The organism is Arthrobacter sp. PL16 (assembly GCF_035985055.1).
GTDB classification, from domain to species: domain Bacteria; phylum Actinomycetota; class Actinomycetes; order Actinomycetales; family Micrococcaceae; genus Arthrobacter_D; species Arthrobacter_D cheniae.
The window spans coordinates 1-15,409 of sequence record NZ_JAXCIC010000011.1 but is presented as its reverse complement, the minus strand read 5'-3'; the positions used below and the strand labels follow the sequence as shown (position 1 = coordinate 15,409).

Annotated in this window: 11 protein-coding genes and 1 pseudogene; 4 read left to right on the top strand and 8 right to left on the bottom strand. The window is 63.4% G+C overall.

Annotated elements, in window-relative coordinates; translation table 11 throughout:
* Positions 1-251: 251 nt before the first annotated feature.
* The gene (locus RCH21_RS15910; RefSeq protein WP_326965199.1) at positions 252-1,118 is read right to left on the bottom strand and encodes a universal stress protein; all 867 of its coding nucleotides are present in this window, start codon (positions 1,116-1,118) and stop codon (positions 252-254) included.
* Entirely contained in the window at positions 1,115-1,606 is a 492-nt protein-coding gene (locus tag RCH21_RS15905) for a universal stress protein (protein WP_326965198.1), read from the bottom strand. Before RCH21_RS15905 ends, RCH21_RS15910 begins: the two co-directional genes overlap by 4 nt.
* A gap of 200 nt (positions 1,607-1,806) precedes the next feature.
* Here RCH21_RS15905 and RCH21_RS15900 point away from each other — a divergent pair, with 200 nt between their 5' ends.
* Positions 1,807-2,451 carry a response regulator gene (locus RCH21_RS15900; protein WP_120150440.1) on the top strand — a complete coding sequence of 215 codons (645 nt, stop codon included), beginning with the start codon at positions 1,807-1,809 and terminating at the stop codon, positions 2,449-2,451.
* Between the two features lie 10 nt (positions 2,452-2,461).
* Here RCH21_RS15900 and RCH21_RS15895 read toward each other — a convergent pair whose 3' ends face one another.
* Positions 2,462-4,096, bottom strand: a complete 1,635-nt coding sequence (locus RCH21_RS15895; protein ID WP_326965197.1) for a GAF domain-containing sensor histidine kinase — start codon at positions 4,094-4,096, stop codon at positions 2,462-2,464.
* A gap of 186 nt (positions 4,097-4,282) precedes the next feature.
* On the opposite strand from RCH21_RS15895, the gene RCH21_RS15890 reads away from it, so the two are divergent.
* The gene (locus RCH21_RS15890; protein WP_326965196.1) at positions 4,283-4,771 is read left to right on the top strand and encodes a pyridoxamine 5'-phosphate oxidase family protein; all 489 of its coding nucleotides are present in this window, start codon (positions 4,283-4,285) and stop codon (positions 4,769-4,771) included.
* Between the two features lie 74 nt (positions 4,772-4,845).
* Here RCH21_RS15890 and RCH21_RS15885 read toward each other — a convergent pair whose 3' ends face one another.
* Positions 4,846-5,754, bottom strand: a complete 909-nt coding sequence (locus tag RCH21_RS15885; protein WP_326965195.1) for a universal stress protein — start codon at positions 5,752-5,754, stop codon at positions 4,846-4,848.
* Between the two features lie 376 nt (positions 5,755-6,130).
* On the opposite strand from RCH21_RS15885, the gene RCH21_RS15880 reads away from it, so the two are divergent.
* Positions 6,131-6,580, top strand: coding sequence for a pyridoxamine 5'-phosphate oxidase family protein (locus RCH21_RS15880; protein WP_326965194.1), 450 nt, complete (start codon positions 6,131-6,133; stop codon positions 6,578-6,580).
* A gap of 10 nt (positions 6,581-6,590) precedes the next feature.
* On the opposite strand, the gene RCH21_RS15875 is transcribed toward RCH21_RS15880, so the two are convergent.
* The 3 genes from RCH21_RS15875 to RCH21_RS15865 all read right to left on the bottom strand — a co-directional run bounded on the left by RCH21_RS15875 (position 6,591) and on the right by RCH21_RS15865 (position 10,359).
* Entirely contained in the window at positions 6,591-7,310 is a 720-nt protein-coding gene (locus RCH21_RS15875; RefSeq protein WP_326965193.1) for a VIT1/CCC1 transporter family protein, read from the bottom strand.
* 416 nt (positions 7,311-7,726) lie between these two features.
* Positions 7,727-9,043 carry a sensor histidine kinase gene (locus RCH21_RS15870; protein ID WP_326965192.1) on the bottom strand — a complete coding sequence of 439 codons (1,317 nt, stop codon included), beginning with the start codon at positions 9,041-9,043 and terminating at the stop codon, positions 7,727-7,729.
* Positions 9,044-9,135: 92 nt separating this feature from the next.
* A complete protein-coding gene (locus tag RCH21_RS15865; protein ID WP_326965191.1) occupies positions 9,136-10,359 on the bottom strand; it encodes a BTAD domain-containing putative transcriptional regulator in 1,224 nt (407 codons plus the stop codon).
* Positions 10,360-10,763: 404 nt separating this feature from the next.
* Between RCH21_RS15865 and RCH21_RS15860 the strand changes: the two are divergent.
* A pseudogene (locus RCH21_RS15860) lies at positions 10,764-14,078 on the top strand (peroxidase family protein); the annotation flags it as partial.
* 912 nt (positions 14,079-14,990) lie between these two features.
* Here the strand turns inward: RCH21_RS15860 and RCH21_RS17210 are convergent.
* The coding region (locus RCH21_RS17210) for a Cys-every-fifth RiPP peptide CefA (RefSeq protein WP_442784732.1) at positions 14,991-15,409 on the bottom strand (419 nt) is incomplete at its 5' end.

The window sequence follows — 15,409 nt, the reverse complement described above, 5'->3', positions numbered from 1 at the left end:
GAATCGTCGGGGCGCCCAGCGTGTGTCCGATTCGGCACGATGATCAGGTCCCCGGAAAATCGCTGCAGCGCCTCGTCGTCGGCGGTCAGTGAACGCGTCCCTGAAGGGCCGGCGCCGTTCCGCAGTTTCCTATTCCCACGAAAGACGGTGTGAGGGCTGTGGCGCGTGCAGGGCAAGCATCAGTTGTCGGGCACAGGAGAGCCGACAGTGATGCTTCCCTCGGCACGTGCCGTCGGGCATCGTGTCGTGTCCTAGCGGACGACGATGACATTCCCCTGGGCGTGGTGAAGCACTGCATGGACCGCTGATCCGAGGCGGGCGCCCAGCGTGTTGTTGCCCTTGGCGCCGAGGACGACACAGACGGCCCTATTTGCGTGGTGCACGATGACTCCGGGTACTGAAGGTTCCGCGAACGAGTCCTCGATGATGGTGAGCTCGGTATCCGCAGGCAGGAGGTTCAGGGCCTGCTGGACGACGGGATCGTGCTCAGGGTCCGGCAGCCGCGTCAGCGCGTGTCGGCTGTAGGGCCTGACGTGCAGGACACGCAATGACGCGTGCAGGGTCTTCGCGAGATCCGCAGCTGCAATGACCGCGCGATCGCTCTCCGGTGATCCGTCGACCGCGACCAGCACGTCACCCTTTTCCGGTTGATCCTGGCGGATGACCGCGATGGGGCAGGAGGCGGTGGCGGCAAGGTGAAGGCTGACGGAGCCGACGAGCAGCCCCGCGAAACCGCCGAGTCCGCGAGTACCCGTCACGAGCAGGGAGGCCTCGGCGGAGAGTTTGGTGAGCACTTCCGAGGGAAAGCCGGTGATGAGCCGCACGCTCACGTTGATGTCGGGCGCGGCCTGCTTGGCAAGGTCGAGACCCTCGGCAGCTATTCTCTCCGCTGCCTTTCGCAGTCCGCTATCCTTGACATCGGTCCTCGGGCCTAGGTCCTGCGTGAAGAACGGCCAGAGCCAGCAGTGCACGACGACGAGGGCTTGTCCTGTTGCTGCGGCGTGTCCAGCGGCCCACAGAACTGCTCGTCGGGAACCGTCTGATGCGTCGTAGCCTACGATGATCGGCTTGGTCAGCGTCACTGGCGTCCCGGCTGTCGGGCTTTCTGCCGCACTCATGCTGAAGCCCCGACCGGTCGCAGGGCGACAGTTTCACCCTCGCGGAGTTGCAGGGCGCCGTGGGACACGAGAACCGGACACTCGGCCCGTTCCGCTACCGCTGAACTGACGGATCCAAGCAGTAGCCCCCCGAAGCCGCCGTGCCCGCGAGAGCCGACGACGACCATGGAAGCATGCCGGCTTTCCTCGATAAGGACCTCGGCAGGCGCGCCCTTCAGGAGGTGGCGCTCGATCTCGCATGGATAGGTGGAGGGGAGCGCGTCGGCAAGGGCCCGATCCAACGCCTTCCCTCCAAGTTCTTCATAGTTCCAATCCACAGGGGTGTACAAGCCGAAGACGAGGGGGTACTGCCATGCCGCAACTGCATGGATGACGTCGCCCGCGAGCGGGACCAGGCTTGCGGCTAGTTGGAGGGCGGCTACCGACGAGGGCGAGCCGTCGACGCCCACGACTATGACTCGAGGACGTGGAGTAGAGGGGCTTTCCATGATGGATCCTTAACTGGGGGAATGAGTGCTCCATCCGATCGTCGCGGGTTGCAGGGCGGGCTGGTAGGGCCTTTCGTCCCGACATCAAAAGGGGACGTAAGGCCCTGCCGCGGCATGGCAGAACACGCCATGCTGATGGTTGGCGTCATCAGGCGTGCAACTCCACTGAGAAAGAAACAGGCGATGAGGATGATCGGCAGATGAAGGACGTAACGGTGTTCCTTCTCGATGACCATGAGCTGGTACGTCGGGGTTTGCGGGAACTGCTGGAATCTGAGGGCTGCGTGATCGTCGGGGAATCCGGATCGGCCGAGGAAGCTACCAGGCGTATACCGGCCCTGTCACCGGACATCTCGATCCTTGACGCACGGCTGCCGGACGGGACAGGAATCGAGGTGTGTCGGGACGTGCGCTCGATCGACCCGTCCCTGTCGTGCGTGATCCTCACGAGCTACGACGATGACCAGGCTGTGCGTGGCGCCGTACTGGCGGGGGCTTCCGGATACATCCTCAAGGAGATTCTCGGTTCCGACCTCGTCGGCAAAGCCCGCCGCGCTGCTGCCGGTGAGTCCTTGTTCGAGCCCGGGTTGAAGGAGCGCATCATCGCCGGGTTGCGCGAGGCACCCCAGGAGGACGTGCGCCTTGCCGGCCTGACTGCGCAGGAGAAAAAAGTCCTGGCTTTGATCGGGGGTGGGTTGACGAACCGGGAGATCGGCGCGGAATTGTTCCTGGCGGAAAAAACGGTCAAGAACTACGTCTCCTCGCTTCTGGCGAAGCTAGGTTTCCAACGCAGGACCCAGGCCGCCATCTACATCTCCAAACCGGCGGCGCCCCAGCCCTCCTAGGCGTCAGGGGTCAGGGGTCAGGGGTCAGGGGCACGGTGAGGAGGACGTCCGTTCCTTGACCGAGAGGGCTCGAGATCAAGATGGTTCCGCCGCAGAGTTCGGCGCGGCGCCGCATGTTCGCCAGCCCGCTTTCGGAAGTGGTCTGCACGAACCCGCGCCCGTCGTCGCTGATTTTCAGCTCGAGGCGGTCCGGGAGAGCTTGCAGCGTCATCGTGATGCAGTGTGCGTCGGCATGGCGGAGCGCATTCGAGAGACTTTCCAGGAGCACAGCACGCACGTGGTCGGCCCACTCCGGGTCGATCACGGCGTCAAGCGGTCCCGAGAGATGTACGACGGGCTGGAGGTCCTGGCCCTCGAACGCGCTCGCCACCAGGGCAAAGATGCTGGAGGTGAAGCTCGGTGTGATTTGCGGAACCGAACGCAACGAATAGATGGTGTCGCGCAGCTCCCTGATGGTTGCATCCAGTTCAGCGGTGACGGTGGTGATGCGTTCAAGGGGTTCTCGGGCCGACACGTACTTCCGGAGGCTTTGAATACTCAGCCCGGCGGCGAATAGTCGCTGGATGACCAGATCGTGGAGGTCCCGCGCTATTCGATCGCGGTCACCGAAGACAGCCTCCTGCTCCCGCTGTCGGTGGACCCGCAGCAGTTCAAGGGCCAGGGACACATGGGAGGTGAAGGATCGCACCATCTCATGGTCGACGTCGGAGAACGGGGTAGACCTTTCCGATCGGCCGAAGAGGAGGAACTGCCGCTCGCCCGCGTCCGCCAGGCGGGTGCACAGGGCGGTGGAGATGGTGGCCGGCGGAGCGCCCGGAAGAAGGCGGTTGATGTCCTCCAGGGTCAGCAGCAGCGGCGAGGACTGTGCCGTCAGTCCTTCGAGTTGAGCGTTGTCGGCCCCTGACTGGCCGATGAACGCACCGGCGTTGACGCCGTCGCCGGCTTCGCAGATGAGGCCGCGCTGATGGCCGAAATCACGCAGGACGACGGTGAGATCGCTGTGGGATGCGTGCAGTGCGTGGTGCGCGATCAGTTCCAGGTCGTTGCGGGCGTCATCGCTTTGCTCGAGAAGCTCGCGGGCGGCGTTCAGGCCGCCTTCGAGCCAGCGGGTCCGGCGCGTCGATTCGTCGAAGAGCCGGGAATTCTCGATGGCGACGCCGGCCGCTGCAGCGAGGGCAACCAGTTGTTGCTCGTCCGTGGAGGTGAAGTCCTCTCCCCCGTTCTTCTCGGTGAGGTACAGGTTTCCGAACACCGTCCCGTGTATACGGATAGGAGCCCCGAGGAAGTTTGTCATCTGGGGATGATGCTTCGGAAAGCCCACAGCACGGTCATGCTGTCGCAGGTCATGAAGCCGGATGGGTTGCGGTTCCGTGATCAGTAGGCCCAGGACGCCTTCCCCCCGAGGCAGCGAGGCGATCTGTGCTATCTCGTGGTCCTCGAGTCCCACGGTGATGAACTGGCTTAAGGTTTGATCCGGGCCGATGACTCCCAGGGCGCCGTAGCGTGCGTCGACCAGTTGGCAGGCGGCAAGTATGACCCGTTTGAGAACCGTGTCCAGGTCGATGTCATCGGCCATGGCGGCGAAAGCCGCGAGCAGGTTTCCAATACCTGTGGACGTTCCTGCGGCAAGATCTTCAGCCGTCATGCCCGGACGCGATCATTCGTTGATGTGACCACTCGACGCTCCAAAGTGTCGTGGCGGGTCTCGTCGTGCAGCCCCGCAGGTGGTTGGATCACTCGTCAGGACGAGCGATGGCGCACGCTGATTCAAACGTCAGAATAAGGCCCAAATGCCCTAGTCGCTTGAGCAGCACCTTCATAGTGTCATGGTATGAACGGCGAACCCACACCCACGAGAATCCTTCCGGCGAATGAGTGCTGGGCGCTCCTGCGATCCACGCCTTTCGGGCGGCTTGCTCTTTGCCATGATGGTCGGCCGGAGATCTTCCCCATCAACTTCGTCGTCGACCATGGAACAGTCGTGTTCAGGACATCCGAGGGCACGAAATCCCATGCCGCCGAGAAGGCGGACGCTGCATTCGAAGTAGACGGCCAGTATCCGGAAGGGACAGGCGAACGGGGAGGCATGGTGTGGAGCGTTGTCGTGAAAGGGGATGTCGCGACTATCGCTACGACCTCCGAGCTCATGGCCACCGTTCAGTTGCCCCTTCACCCTTGGGAGAGCGGCAGTAAGGACCGGTTCATGCGACTGGTCCCCGAGACCATCACCGGTCGGGCATTTACGCGCACCAGGGCAAACGCACCTCTCGACACGGACGTCGGCGCATCATCCATGGCGTCGCCGGCATCGGACGAGTGATTACCACGACCGCGTTCAGCGACTGATCCGAGCCGCTCACTGATTCCGCGTTGCATCCCACCTGCCAGAGGCGGTTATCGAGCCAATGGCGGTAGCTGTCCGGCTTGGGGCACGGTGGTGACGAGTGTCGGGCAGGGAGGGCGCAGGAGCAGCGTGTGCGTGACCGAGCCGAGTGCCATGCCCGGCCTTGCGCCGTGCCCGTGACGGCCGATCACCAGAAGCTCTGCGTCACGGCTGTGCCGGATGAGGGCCCTGGTCGGTGTGCGGAGCATGTCCACGATCCAGCTCACCACGAGCGACGGGTAGCTGCTGCGGATCTTCAGGAGCAACGCAGAGGTATCGATAGCCTCTTCGTCAGATAGCGGTGCCTCAGGTTTTATCGCTGCGACTATGCGCAGCGCCGCTCCTAGTCGGTCGGCTTCAGCGGCTGCCCGCGCCACGGCTGCGTACGCCTCAGCAGACCCGTCAACACCGACGACCACGTGTCCTTGGACCGTGCCGTTTCGTTCGTTGCTCTCCCGATGCCCGGTGGGGATGATGAGGACCGGGGCCAGTGATCCCAAGGCGACTTCTACGGCAACGGAGCCCTGGAACACCCCAGTGACAGTGTTCACCCGGTCCGCGCCGACCACGAGCAGGGACGCGTCGCAGGATAGTCCCAGCAGCGCATGGACGACGTCACCGCAGTGCAGGTAGGTGCCCACTCGTAGCGTGGGAAACCGGGTGGACAGGCGGGCTGACTCGGCTTGCAGGAGCGTGCGGCCGGCGGTGACCACATCTGCGTAACAGGTGCCGGGCGGCATCAGGTCGGCGCTTGGCAGAGCGTGAACCAGTGTCAGCGGGGCATCGGTAGCCCGTGCACGACGGGCAGCCCATTCCAGGGATGGGTTCAGGGACAGAGGGCCTCGCACGGCGACGAGGATAGCCCGCCGATCAACGAGAGGCGGGGACACGGACTCCTGCGGATGTGCGGCCGTCAGCATGGAAAACACTGATTTCGGGGCCTGGACGATGCTGTCACCTTGGTGTGTCCTTTTTGTCGACGCGATCATACAGTGGTCTCTCGGGCCGCTTCAGGGCCCGTTGCACTCCCCGCCCGGGAGTCCTGACGCTCATGCGCCCTGCGATTCATCGCTGTATCAATCATTGCTGCAAAGTTCGGTCCTGATCAGGGCCTTTGGACCCTGATCAGCCCAATGAATTCTTCATACCGTGGGAATCAGGAGTCGAACAGGCACCGATGACCGGTTGAAGACGGCAGACGCGCTACCGCTCCTGCGAAACGCTCCCCTACTTTCGCCGGTACCCTCATCCATCTTGGTGAGTGGTCCTCGCGACAAACGGAAAGAAGTCACGACCATGCCGACGACACCGAACCAGGACACCTACTGGGAATCCGCAGGCGCCTCGCGCGCTTCCCACGTCATCCCGACCTCGGAGTGCTGGGCCCTTGCCACGACACAATCCGCCGGTCGGCTCGGCTTCTTCCGCGAGGGGCTACTGGATATCTTTCCCGTGAACTACCTGGTCATCGACGAGCACCTGTACTTCCGTACATCGGTGGACGGCACCATCGCCACCAGCCACCTCGAACACGCGGCGTTCCAGATTGACCACGTGGACAAGGAAGCCCGAAGCGGCTGGACCATCCTCCTGAACGGTCCCGCGACCCGGGTGGAAGATCCCACCCTGCTGACGACACTGTGGGGAAAAGCTGTCGACGAGCCATGGGCGCCGGGTCAGCGTGACCTGTTCTTCGATCTGGCACCCACCCTCGTGCGTGGCCGCCGTATCGGAGCAGCACACTAGTGGTGATGGCCTAGACGATGCCGGTAGTTCCCAGCACCGTACCGACGAAATAGGTGAAGGCCATGGCCAGCGCCCCACCGAGGATGAGACGGGTCATCGCGCGGCGAGCCGAGCTGCCGCCGACGTTGGCACTGATCGCACCGGTGATGGCCAGCGCGACGAGGACCGCCAAGAATGTCAGGGGAATCCGGATATCGGCAGGCAGGAGAAGGATCGCCAACAGGGGCAGGACAGCGCCGACCGCAAACGATGCTGCCGAGGCGAGTGCCGCATGCCAAGGGTTCGCCACCTCGAGCTCATCGAGGTTGAGCTCCGCGGCGAGGTGAGCTGCCAGAGCATCGTGTTCGGTCAGCTCGAGGGCCACCTGGCGGGCGGTAGCAGGGTTCAGCCCCTGCTTCTCGTACAGACCGGCAAGCTCGACCAACTCCCCGTCGGGATCCTCGCGTAGTTCCTGACGTTCCTTGTCGATCAGCGCTTCCTGGCTGTCCCGCTGGCTGCTCACCGAGACGTACTCGCCGAGCGCCATGGAGACCGATCCACCAACCACTGCCGCCACTCCTGCAACGAGGATGGGAGCGAGAGTGTTCGTTACCCCAGCGACACCGACAACCGTGGCGGCAGTCGAGACAATCCCGTCATTGGCCCCCAGGACTGCTGCACGAAGCCAGTTCAGCCGCGCCGCAACGCTACTCTCGTGCGGCTCGGTCTCTCGGCCTGTCGTATCAGTCATATGAGTAGTACAACACCGGTGATAAAACCACGCCAGCTAGGCAAAGCGTCCCTCACGATTACATCGACATAGCCCCGCTGTGACCGGCACTCGAGATGTGATGAGGTCTGGCCCCGAGCCGATCGAGGCCAGATGCTCAGCGGGAAAGGTACCTCATCGGGGCCCTCGAGCAGGGTGTTCTGAGGGGCTCACAGAGACACGGACTCGAAGTAGGTTGCCTCGATGCGACCGTGATCGACGAAGGGCTCCCGAACGGCGACGTCATCGACGTACTTAGTCGGTTTCCTTCAAGCCGACGCGGAACTGGCCCATCATGTCGTGGTCCTCAGCGGCAGGTGATGGCAATGCATCATGTAGGCACCCTGGTGAGGGGTGACGCTCATGAGAAGCCGAACAGTTCTCGATCTCCCAGATCTTCACCGGGTTGAGCGCAGGATCGGCGATGACTCTCTTGTAGTCGCTGGCGATGACGTCCTGCCAACTGTCCGACCGAAGGTTGCCGTGACAGTCGTGCCGGCACCTGGTGACGACCTGATGTCCAAATCGCCGCCGGCCTGCTCGATGGTGTCCCCGAGGATCCGCAGGCCGAAGTGGTCCTCCTGTCGCGACGTGTTGGTATTGAAGCCGAGGCCGTCGTCGAAGACCGTGATCTGGGTGTATCCGTTAGTCTGCTGAATTTCAATTCCCACCGACTGCGCGCAGGAATGCTTGGTGGCATTGACAAGTGCTTCGCGGACCACGCGAAAGAGGAGGACTGCCCGTTCCCGATCAAGCACGAGATTGTCAGGGATATCCACCGAGAACCCGATGCGGCGCTCGACGAACGATGTCTCCATTCTCATGATGGAAGCCTTGAGACCGAGTTTTTCGAGATCGGGAGGATAGAGCTCACTTGTCATCGCTCGGAGCGTCCGAATATTCTCCTGCAGCATCGAACGTGCCTTGATGAATACGGGCCGCTGTGAAAGGGGACCCCGCCGCTCCTCTGATTCCAATGCATATGCCAGACCGGACAGATCCTGAATCACTTCGTCGTGGAGCTCGCACGCAATTTGGCGGCGTTCCTGGTCTGATGCTTCGATCGCACACCGCAGCAACGCGTTCCGCGTCGCCTGGTGAGCCTGAATCCTGCGTGCAAGACGTATGGCCGGGACGAGTTGCACCAGCTGCAGGACTGCCAAGGACAGCAGCATCGGCGCGATCATCCCCATCAGGACGGAGTGTTGTTCCCGCCGCACCGCTTCCCCGGAGGAGTACGTCTCGAAGATCATGGGAGCGCCGCCTTGTGAGGAGGAGCGAACGTAGACTTCCACGAGTTCGCCCGAGTCGGCCTCGAACTCGTTTTCCTGACCGGTCTGCGATTCCAGGCTTACTGAGGCCGGCCCGCCTTGCAGGAGCAGGCGTGCCCATTCCTCCTGTTCGAAATCCTGCCCGACGAGGGACTCGACGTCCGAGTAGACCACTCGGCCGTTTTCGTCCCAGACCTTGATCCTCGTCAGACCACCATCGGTCAACCAAGGCGCGAGTTGCTGATCCATGAATTCCAGCGCGGAAGGTTCACGGGCGAGAAGCTGAGTTGTAATCAGCGGCCCAACAACGTTGTCGGCCAAACGCTGCGTAGAGTCTCTCGCATTCGTCAACGCGTGCCGTTCCGCTTCTGCGCGGATCCAGAACGCAACGGGAGTGGCAACCAGAACAAGGGCTATGAAACCGGCCGTCAGGAAGCGGGTCACGGCTATCCTCACCTCCCGCCGCTCCGCAACTTCCGGGAGAGCCTTGGGCCTTTCCTCTTGTAGAGCGCGCATCATGATCGCCCGCGACTGTCCTACGCGAATTCCGGTACGGAGGCCGCAGCGATGCCCAGCCTCGCGATGAGGGACGGATGCACAATCATGTTGCCCGAGTGGGCATGCCTGAGAGTGTCCAGGACAACTCCCAAGGAGCCGTCCTTGGGAAGGAAGCCACAGATCCCCATGCGAGCGGCCTCCCGTAACGCGTCCTGGGACGGGTTGCCCGTCAACATGACGATCCGCGTCTCCGGCGCTTCGGACAGAATCCGTTCTGCTGCGTTCAACCCGGAACCATCAGAGAGAAAGAGATCCAGGAGGACGACGTCCGGCCGCAAGTCCTGAAACATCGTGACCGCGGCATCCACCGTTTTCGCGGCTCCTACGCTTACGAGGTCGGGTTCCCGATTCAGGGCTCCGGCCAACAACTCCGAGAAGGTGGTGTGGTCATCGACGATCAGGACCCTCAGGCGTTCCGTCTCCTGCGTCGCCGGAAACGAAGCCGCGTCGAAGGAGTTGTGGGCGCCTGCATGGAGGGAATCAGTTGCTCTCGCCGACTCGCCTGTTGTAGCCGTACTCGCGAGGAGCCTCGTGTGTGCGTCCTTGAGCGTTGCGCTCGGTGCGCAACCCAGTTCTTCGTCAAAAACCCTACGACAGCGGTCGAAGGTCCTCAAGGCTTCAGTACTCTCTCCGTTACGCTCGAGCCCAAGGACCAGGGCAGTCCACGCCCGCTCGTTGAGAGGGTCCTCCTTCACCGCCGCACGAGCCCAGGCAATCGCCTTACCGACCTCTCCCACGGTCAGCGCGGCCTCCGCGGCCAGAACCCGAGCCAGGTTGACGCGTACTGCGTGCAGCGCGCGCTCGTCCTCAGCCCATACCGGCAGTAATTCGTCACCGAGCAGCGGGGCTGATCCGAGTTCGAGTGCTTCTGTGAGCAACGCCAGGGCGGCGGCCGGCGCCGCGAGGCCTGCCCGCCCCGTCAGCGTCGCGAAGCGATGCAGATCCAGGTCGACCAGGGCCGGGTCGATTGCGTAGCCACCGGTGACCGTGCGAAGTGGGCCAGTCCGGCCGGTGCCGGGCTGCAGATGGCGGCGCAGGACGCTGACATAACTCTCGAGAGTGGGAAGGGCGACAGCCGGATGCTTACCGCCCCACAGCAGATCGACCATCCGGGTCTTCGACACTGCCGCACCGAAATCGAGGAGCAGGATTTCCAGTACCTGGCGTGGCTTCGGTCCACCCAGGTCGCCGGCAGTGAGCACTTTGTCTCCACGACGAATAGTCAACGGACCGAGAACGGAAATCTGCAGCGTCGGTGCCTGAAGCATCTTTTCCCCAAGGAGAACTACACCGCCTGCAACTCTTGGTCCATCCAAGGTGATCACGAAATCCCTCTTTCATTGAGACCGTCCTGCCTGTGTCCCATGGAAGAGGTGAATGAAGAAGCGAACAAGAGTGGTGACTACGCGCCTCGTCATCGGACTACTCACTTGCGGTACTCGATCCGATTTCCCATTCTTCCGCCGATCTGCTCTGGGGAGCTTTTGGGCCGACAATCAGTAGCGATTGTCACTCGTTGCAAGGTTTTCCCTAGGAGCGTCGTAGATCGTGAGCCTGTCTCGTCGACGGAATTAGGAAGTCGGCCATACTGGGGAGCAGACGCAGGATGAATGCAACGTCGAGCAAGTTCATGCACCGGACGCACCGGACGCACCGGAACAGAGCCGGGAATACATTTCGGGCGATCGCCGCGTCAGGAATGCTGGCCCTGGTCGCCTCGATGGGCCTGCCGCCAGTAGCGGCCAATGCTGTACAGGCTCCGGTCGGCGCCGGCTTCACCGTGACCCCCGCTGACCTGTCCTTCATCCTCAAGCAGATCAAGATCGCCGAAGCCCACGTCGCCAACACCACGTCCGAAACCGGGCCTTGCGGCGCCCTGGTAGGGACCGGCCCCAACCAGCTTGCCAGTCCGCTGCTGTCCCAAGGCCTCCGCACGGTTGACGGAAGCTGCAACAACCTCCAGCCGGGCCAGGAAACTTTCGGCGCATCGGATCAGGTATTCCCGCGCCTCGGGTCCAAGTCCTTCGGCGCAGCCGAGAGCGGATCCTTCGGCGGGCCTCCCGCGGCCACGAGCTACACACAGAAATCGGGCAACGTCTTCGATTCGCGGCCGCGCACCATCAGCAACCTGATCGCCGATCAAACGTCGACCAACCCGGCAGCTGTCGCCGCTGCCGGCTTCCCTGCGCGGACCCAAGGCAACGAGGGCGTAGTGCCCTGCGCCACGGACCCCGATGCTGGGGCGACTCCCCCTGTCAAAGCCGCACCCGACGGCTGCGTCCCCTCGCACAACACGCTGTTCATCCCCAACGTGACTACCGACGTCGGACTTTCACCGCCCTACAACTCTCTCTTCACCCTCTTCGGGCAGTTCTTCGACCACGGCATCGACCAGACGGTCAAGGGCGGCGGCACGGTCTATGTTCCACTCAAGGCCGATGACCCGCTGATCGCAGGCCCGGACCACGTCTTCGGCAACGCCGACGACCTCAATCCGCACATGCGCTTCATGGTCCTGACCCGGGGCCAGAACCAGCCGGGTGCGGACGACCAACTGGGGACTGCGGACGATGTCCAGGATGCCCTGAATACCAATTCGCCGTGGGTCGACCAGAGCCAGACCTACTCCTCGCACTCCTCGCACCAGGTCTTCCTGCGCGAATATGCCAACAACGCCGCGGGGCACCCCGTGTCAACGGGCTCAATGCTGGGCGGCCCGGACGGCACGCTGAGGGCCGGTGGCATGGCCACCTGGTCGGACACGAAGAAGCAGGCCCGGGAGCTGCTCGGCATACAGCTGCTGGACAAGGACGTCCTCGACGTCCCCATGCTCGCTGCTGACGCCTACGGGAAATTTATTCCCGGGCCCAAGAACGGGCTCCCGCAGTTCGTCACCCCGTCCGGTCTGGTAGAAGCAGACCGCGCCGCGAGTGGCGGGCAGGGAACCCTCGTGCCCCAGGACGTGCTGTACTTCAACACTCCGTTCCTGACGGACATCGCGCACAACGCCGATCCAACGCCTCAGGACGCCGACCACAATCCGGCCACCCCGCGGACATCCCCGGGCCCTGACGGCGACCAGGCGGCTTCCGCCGATTTCATGAGCCAGGCCCCGGGTACCTACGACGACGAGATGCTGAACGAGCACTTCATCGCCGGCGACGGCAGGGTCAACGAGAACATCGGGTTGACCGCGATACACCAGGTTTTCCACTCCGAGCATGACCGCCTGGTCGAAGACGTCAAGCGGGTCCTCGGTAACGACACCTCTGCCAGGGGCATTGCCGCCCTGGCGGAGTGGAAGCTGGTCGAAGGCGCAGGCGGCTGGAACGGGGAGCGGCTCTTCCAGGCCGCGCGCTTCGTCACCGAAATGGAGTACCAGCACCTCGTGTTCGAGGAGTTCGCAAGAAAGATCCAGCCTGCCCTCAACATTTTCGAGCCCTTTGCTTTCGCCCAGACGGACATCAATCCGGCGGTCAGCGCTGAGTTCGCGCATGCCGTATATCGCTTTGGCCACTCCATGCTTACGGAAACCATCTCCCGCCGGAACGAGGACAGCCCTGGAACGGACACCGTGTTCGGGACTTCCGACGACGTCAGGGGCTCGCAGAACGACGTGTCACTGCTCGAGGGGTTCCTGAATCCGCCCGCCTACACCGACGGCGGCCCCGCTGGTGGCCTCACCTCGGAGGAGGCGGCCGGCAGCATCATCATGGGAATGTCGGACCAGGTGGGCAGTGAACTCGATGAGTTCGTGACCGATACGCTCCGCAACAAGCTACTGGGACTGCCCATGGACCTGGCGGCGATCAACCTGACGCGCGCCCGGTCGGAGGGATTGCCCACGCTGAACGGGCTGCGGAAGGAAATCCACGGGGCCACCAATGACAGCCAGCTCAAGCCCTATACCAACTGGATCGACTTCGGCGAAAACATCAAGCATCCGGAGTCCCTGGTCAATTTCGTGGCCGCCTACGGCAAACACCCCTCGATCCTGGCAGCCACCACGACGGAGGCCAAGCGCACAGCAGCCCGGCTGATCGTCAGCCCGGACGCCCTTGCCGGCGAGGTGGCCCCCGAGGACGCCGTGGCCTTCATGAACAGCACGGACGCCTGGGCCGACAAGGGAAACTCCTCGATCACCGGCCTCGACGACATCGACCTGTGGATGGGCGGCCTCGCCGAACGGACCAACCTGTTCGGAGGCTTGCTCGGCAGCACTTTCAACTATGTCTTCGAGAGCCAGATGACCGACCTGCAGAACGGTGACCGGCTGTACTACCTGGCGCGCACACCCGGGATGAACCTGATGGCGCAGCTCGAAGGAAACTCCTTCGCGGAGATGATGATGCGTAACACCAATGCACAGGCACTGAAGGCAGACGCCTTCGCCACTGCTGACTGCAAGTTCGAATTGAAGAACCTCGATGGAACTCCTCAGGGCTTCGCCTCCGTCGGCAACGCTGTCGCGGACGACCCCGGGTCGGAGTGCAAGGAGTCTGCTCTGCTGATCCGCATGCCGGACGGCACCATCAAGTACCGGGCCTCCAACTCGGTGGACCCCGCCGGGATCAACGGACAGGCCGTGTACAACGGATCTGTCAATGCCGACCGGATTTACGGCGGCGTGGACAACGACACCATGTGGGGTGGCGTGGGTAACGACGTCATCGAAGGTGGCGACGGCGCCGACACCGTCCTTGGCGGCGACGGAAACGACATCATCACTGACCTTGCCGGAGGCGACATCCTGAAGGGCGGGCCGGACAATGACGCGATCGACGGCGGCCCGGGCCTGGACCTGCTCCTCGGTGGGGACGGACGGGACTTCATCAACGGCGGGGCGAACTCGAATGAGACCTTTGCCGGCGAAGACGACGACTTCGTGATCGCCGGTGAAGGGCTGGACGCCGTATTCGGTGGTGGTGGGAACGACTGGGCCGAAGGCGGTGACGGACCTGACCTGCTGATCGGTGACTCCAGCAACCTGTTCTTCCTTGATGACTCCCAGAAGCCCGGCAATGACGTCCTGATAGGCCAGGGCGGCGACGACGACTACGACATGGAAGGCGGGGACGACATCGGCATTGCCGGCCCCGGGGTGGAGAAAGTGGCAGGGGCATCCGGCTACGACTGGGAAACCGGCCTCTACGATCCGCAGCCTCAGGACGCCGACCTTGACCTCCCCATCGAGCCGCTGGACATCCTGCAGGTGGGCGTCCGCGACAGGTACAACGAGGTTGAAGCGCTCTCCGGCGGTCCCTTCGACGATAAGCTCCGGGGCGACGACCGCATTCCCAGGACATTGGGGGGCGCCGGCTTCATCGGCTGCGATGCAATGGACCAGTCCGGTGTGGACCGGATCGCTGGGCTCGACGAGCTGATCCCGTCCCTGCCGACTCCGCTCGCCGACGTTGTCAACGCGTCCGCATCCAAGGAATGCCCTGTGCTGGCGGGATCGCATGTCTGGGGCGAAGGCAACATCCTCCTGGGCGGCGGCGGCAGCGACCTCCTCGAGGGCCGCGGCGCCGATGACATCATCGACGGCGACCGTTACCTCAATGTCCGGCTCAGCGTCCGGACCAATGCCACCGACGCGGCCACCGAAATCGGCAGCGCCACCGGGATGAACGCGCAGTACCAGCGCACCTCCGATGGAACCCTCACGGGCCCGACCCTCCAGCAGTCCGTGTTCGCAGGGACCCTGGACCCCGCGAACATCATCGTTGTCAGGGAAATCCTCACCGCCATCGAGGGAACCGACACGGCGTACTTCTCGGACTTCGAGTTCAACTACACCATCACCACCAGCGGCGGAGACGGCACCATGGGCTCACCGGGATCTGTCACCACCGTCCGGCACACCACCGGCGAGCACGGCACCGACACGCTTCACAACATCGAGCTGCTCCTCTTCGGTGATGGAACCGATGGAGCGGATGACGGTGAGGGCGAAGTGGAGGACGACGTCGACGAGGTGGAGGACGACGTCGACGAGGGCACTCCAGGCGATGGCGAGGTTGTCATCGTTACGCCGACGCCGGGCACCGAGCCCGCGCCTGGAACTACACCAGCGAATCCGGCACCCGTCGACCCGACACCAGCGAACCCGGCACCCGTGAACCCGACACCAGCGAACCCGGCACCCGTGAACCCGGCACCCGTGAACCCCGCACCCGTGAACCCCGCACCCGTGAACCCCGCACCCGTGAACCCCGCACCCGTGAACCCCGCACCCGTGAACCCCGCACC

Coding starts and splice junctions, on each gene's coding strand:
- RCH21_RS15885 (WP_326965195.1), bottom strand. CDS start 5,754: ATGCTGACGGCCGCACATCCGCAGGAGTCCGTGTCCCCGCCTCTCGTT.
- RCH21_RS15910 (WP_326965199.1), bottom strand. CDS start 1,118: ATGAGTGCGGCAGAAAGCCCGACAGCCGGGACGCCAGTGACGCTGACC.
- RCH21_RS15880 (WP_326965194.1), top strand. CDS start 6,131: ATGCCGACGACACCGAACCAGGACACCTACTGGGAATCCGCAGGCGCC.
- RCH21_RS15890 (WP_326965196.1), top strand. CDS start 4,283: ATGAACGGCGAACCCACACCCACGAGAATCCTTCCGGCGAATGAGTGC.
- RCH21_RS15900 (WP_120150440.1), top strand. CDS start 1,807: ATGAAGGACGTAACGGTGTTCCTTCTCGATGACCATGAGCTGGTACGT.
- RCH21_RS15895 (WP_326965197.1), bottom strand. CDS start 4,096: ATGACGGCTGAAGATCTTGCCGCAGGAACGTCCACAGGTATTGGAAAC.
- RCH21_RS15905 (WP_326965198.1), bottom strand. CDS start 1,606: ATGGAAAGCCCCTCTACTCCACGTCCTCGAGTCATAGTCGTGGGCGTC.
- RCH21_RS15875 (WP_326965193.1), bottom strand. CDS start 7,310: ATGACTGATACGACAGGCCGAGAGACCGAGCCGCACGAGAGTAGCGTT.